This is a genomic window from Synechococcus sp. OH2 (genome assembly GCF_047462155.1).
GTDB lineage: Bacteria > Cyanobacteriota > Cyanobacteriia > Thermostichales > Thermostichaceae > Thermostichus.
On the sequence record NZ_JANSIR010000091.1, the window covers coordinates 3,861 to 7,544 of the forward strand.

4 protein-coding genes are annotated in these 3,684 nt (G+C 63.7%); 3 read left to right on the top strand and 1 reads right to left on the bottom strand.

The genetic code is table 11. The features are described 5' to 3' along the window. From NW835_RS08230 to rpiA, 3 genes are all read left to right on the top strand, one after another. On the top strand, positions 1 to 394 hold a 394-nt coding region (locus NW835_RS08230; protein ID WP_414415018.1), incomplete at its 5' end, for an energy-coupling factor transporter transmembrane component T. 142 nt (positions 395 to 536) lie between these two features. Continuing rightward, positions 537 to 1,916 (top strand): 30S ribosomal protein S12 methylthiotransferase RimO, encoded by a 1,380-nt coding sequence (gene rimO, locus NW835_RS08235; RefSeq protein ID WP_414386374.1) that lies wholly within the window; start codon positions 537 to 539, stop codon positions 1,914 to 1,916. A 17-nt stretch (positions 1,917 to 1,933) separates the two neighbouring features. Continuing rightward, positions 1,934 to 2,626 carry a ribose-5-phosphate isomerase RpiA gene (rpiA, locus tag NW835_RS08240; protein ID WP_414378665.1) on the top strand — a complete coding sequence of 231 codons (693 nt, stop codon included), beginning with the start codon at positions 1,934 to 1,936 and terminating at the stop codon, positions 2,624 to 2,626. Here the strand turns inward: rpiA and pdxA are convergent. After that, positions 2,589 to 3,635, bottom strand: a complete 1,047-nt coding sequence (pdxA, locus tag NW835_RS08245; RefSeq protein ID WP_414415019.1) for a 4-hydroxythreonine-4-phosphate dehydrogenase PdxA — start codon at positions 3,633 to 3,635, stop codon at positions 2,589 to 2,591. The two genes, rpiA and pdxA, sit on opposite strands and share 38 nt — an antisense overlap. Positions 3,636 to 3,684: the final 49 nt, after the last annotated feature.

A 3,684-nucleotide genomic window follows, 5' to 3' on the forward strand; every position in this document is an offset into this window, starting at 1 on the left:
GCCAGCCCTGCTGGCAGCTCTGCGGGCTGTAGGGATCCCCGACCTCCTGCTGGAACTGGCCTGGTTGACGCAGCGCTATTTGCAGGAGATAGGCGCCCAGTGGCAGCAGATGCAACGAGCAGCCCGCTTGAGGGGCTGGCAACCACGGGGATCCCTGTGGCGCCCGGGCCCGGCCTTGCGCCAAGACCTGCCCTTCCTGGCTGCTGCCGTAGGCACTCTCCTAGTGCGCAGCTACGAGCGCTCTGAGCGCGTCTATCAGGCGCTGCGCCTGCGGGGCTACGGAAAAGCGCCCTTGCTCCCAGAAGAGAGGGCAGGGGATCCCTGCAGTTGGGTGGCCAGCGGTCTGGCAGTGGCTGTAGCTCTTGGCTTGGTGTGGGTTCAACTTGGGGGGTAGGCCGATTGAGCTGGTGGGCAGACGATCCTCCTCCCCGCCTTCAGAAGCGAAGCCCAACTAGAACTAGAATAAGAAAGCTTTAATTTGTGCTGTCGCCATTTTCTCGGCCTCTCCTGTGGCTATGAACCGGTTGGAGACCGCTTTGCCTACACCCTCTCGCGGCCCTGTCGCTCCTCCAAAGGAAGCACCGGCCGTTGCCGTTGTGCACCTGGGCTGTGAGAAAAACCGGGTGGACACAGAACACATGATGGGTCTGCTGGCCCAGGCGGGCTACCGGGTGGAAGGGGATGAAGACAGCGCCGACTACGTTATCGTCAACACCTGCAGCTTCATCGAGGCGGCGCGGCGGGAGTCGGTCAGCACCCTGATGGAGCTGGCGGTACAGGGCAAGAAGATCATCATCGCCGGCTGCTTGGCGCAACACTTCCAAGAGGAGCTGCTGCGGGAGATCCCGGAGGCAGTGGCCATTGTGGGCACTAGCGACTACCACCAAATTGTCCAGGTGATTGAGCGGGTGGAGCGGGGAGAGCGGGTTAACGCCGTTACCTCCAGCTTGGACTACATTGCCGATGAGACCGTCCCCCGCTATCGCACCACCCACGCGCCGGTGGCCTACCTGCGGGTAGCTGAAGGGTGTGACTATCGCTGCTCTTTCTGCATCATCCCCCACCTGCGGGGCAAGCAACGCTCCCGCTCCATCGAGTCTATCCTGCGCGAGGCAGAACAGCTGGCTGCAGAAGGGGTGCAGGAGCTCATCCTCATTTCCCAGATCACCACCAACTACGGGATCGACCTGTACGGGGAGCCACGGCTGGCCGAGCTCATCCGCGCCCTAGGCCAGGTTCCCATTCCCTGGATCCGCATGCTCTACGCCTACCCCACGGGCATCACCCCAGCCGTGGTGGAGGCCATTGAAGAGACGCCCAATTTCTTGCCCTATCTGGATCTGCCGCTGCAGCACAGCCATCCCGAGATCCTCAAGGCCATGAACCGCCCCTGGCAGGGCCAGGTCAACGACCGGGTCATCGAGCGGCTGCGCCAGGCGCTGCCCAACGCTGTGCTGCGCACCAGCTTTATTGTGGGCTTTCCCGGCGAGACGGAGGAGCACTTCCAGCATCTGTTGGACTTTGTGCAGCGCCACCAATTTGACCATGTGGGGGTGTTTACTTTTTCTCCTGAGGAAGGTACCCCCGCCTACCACCTCCCCCACCCAGTGCCTGAGCGCGTCAAAAAAGAGCGCCGCGCCCGCCTAATGCAACTGCAACAGGGGATCGCCTTCCGCCGCAACCGCGAGCAGGTGGGCCGGGTGGTGCCTGTGCTCCTGGAGCAGGAAAACCCCCGCACTGGCGAGTGGATTGGTCGCTCCCCCCGCTTTGCCCCTGAGGTGGACGGGGTGGTGTACGTGCGCGGGCCGGGATCCCTGGGATCCCTGGTGCCGGTGCAGATTACGCGGGCCGAGCCCTACGATCTCTTTGGCCAGGTGGTGGAGGCACCGCCAGGCTTTAGCTGGAGCGGACGGTAAGATAATCTGGTTGGACTATGGCCAGTGCAGATGAGCTAAAACAGGCAGCAGCCCAAGCGGCGGCTCAAAAGGTGCAGTCAGGGATGGTGGTGGGGCTGGGCACGGGATCCACAGCTGCTTTTGCCGTGAGCGCCCTGGCGGAGCGGATGCAAAAGGAGGGGCTGCAGTTTATCGGGGTGCCCACCTCAGAGCGCACAGCGGAACAAGCCCGCTCGCTAGGGATCCCGCTGGCCACGCTGGAGGAGCAGCCGCGCCTAGATTTGGCCATTGACGGCGCCGATGAAATTGAAGTGGGATCCCTCAACCTAATCAAAGGAGCGGGGGGAGCTCTGCTGCGGGAAAAATTGGTGGAGGCCAGCGCTGCCGAGCTCATCATTATTGCCGATGCCTCCAAGAAGGTGCCGCATTTGGGCACGCGCTTTCCGGTGCCGGTGGAGGTGGTGCGCTTTGGCTGGAAGACGACCCTAGCGCGGGTGGAGGCCCTGGGCTGTCAGGCGGTGCTGCGGCGCAATGCCGACGGGGATCCCTACCTCACCGACGAGCAGCACTACATCCTCGACTGCCAGTTTGGCCCCATCGCCGATCCAGCCAAGCTGGCTGAGCAACTCAAGGGAACGGTGGGGGTGGTGGAGCACGGCCTGTTTATCGGCATGGCCACGGAGGCCATTATTGCTAGCCCTGAAGGGATCGAGACGCTGCGACGGAGCTAAGGGCCAACTCGGCTGCCAGCAGGATGGCCTGCTTGAGGCTCTCGGCCCGGGCCACCCCTTGCCCGGCTATGGCAAAGGCGGTGCCGTGGTCGGGGGAGGTGCGGATGAAGGGCAGCCCCAGGGTCAGGTTGACGGCCCGGTCAAACGCCAGCAGTTTTACAGGGATCAGGCCTTGGTCGTGGTAGAGGGCCAGGTAGGCGTCGGCAACGGCGGGGGATCCTTGGCCATACCAAGCCTGGGCGGGAGCCAGCCACATCGTATCGGGGGGGAGGGGCCCCCAGATTTTGGCGTGGGGATAACTACCTAGCAGCTCCGCCAGCCACTCCTGCTCCTCTGAGCCCAGTTGCCCCTGTTCGCCGGCATGGGGGTTGAGGCCAGCCACGGCAATGACGGGATCGGCAATTGCAAAGAGCTGGCGCAGGGATCCCGCCAGCAGGTCCAGCTTTGTGCGCACCAGTTCGGGGGTAAGGGTGAGGGGCACCTGGCGCAAGGGAATATGGGTGGTGGCCAGCAGAACTCGGAGCTGCCAGCCGCTGTGGGGGGAACGGGCCACAAACAGCATGCCGTAGCGCTCGCGCCCGCTGAGCTGGGCCAGGACTTCGGTCTGACCGGGAAAGGGGTAGCCCGCCTGGTGCCAGAGGTATTTGGCGATGGGGGCGGTCACGATCCCTTGGAACTGCCCCCGCAGCGCCTCTTCAATAGCTGCTTTCAGGTAGCCAAAGCTGGCTGCCCCGCTCTCGGCATCCCCCCGACCCACGCGCGAGGGCTCTAGGTGGAAGCCGCTGGGGCACTCCAGGACTGGGATCCCTGCCGGGTCGGCTAAGGGATCCGTTACCCCTTTTGCTTTCAAGAGGCGGTGGGCAGCCTGCAAAACCTGCCGCTCGCCTACTACGGTTATCTGGGCGCAGGCCTGCACTTGGGGATCCGCCAGGGCCTTGAGCACAATTTCCGGCCCAATCCCCGCCGGATCTCCCAACGTCAGAGCCAGCTTTGGCAGCACTGAGCTCATTGGATCCTCCCAAAGGGGGAACCGAAAGAAAGAAGGGCTTGGCTTAGCA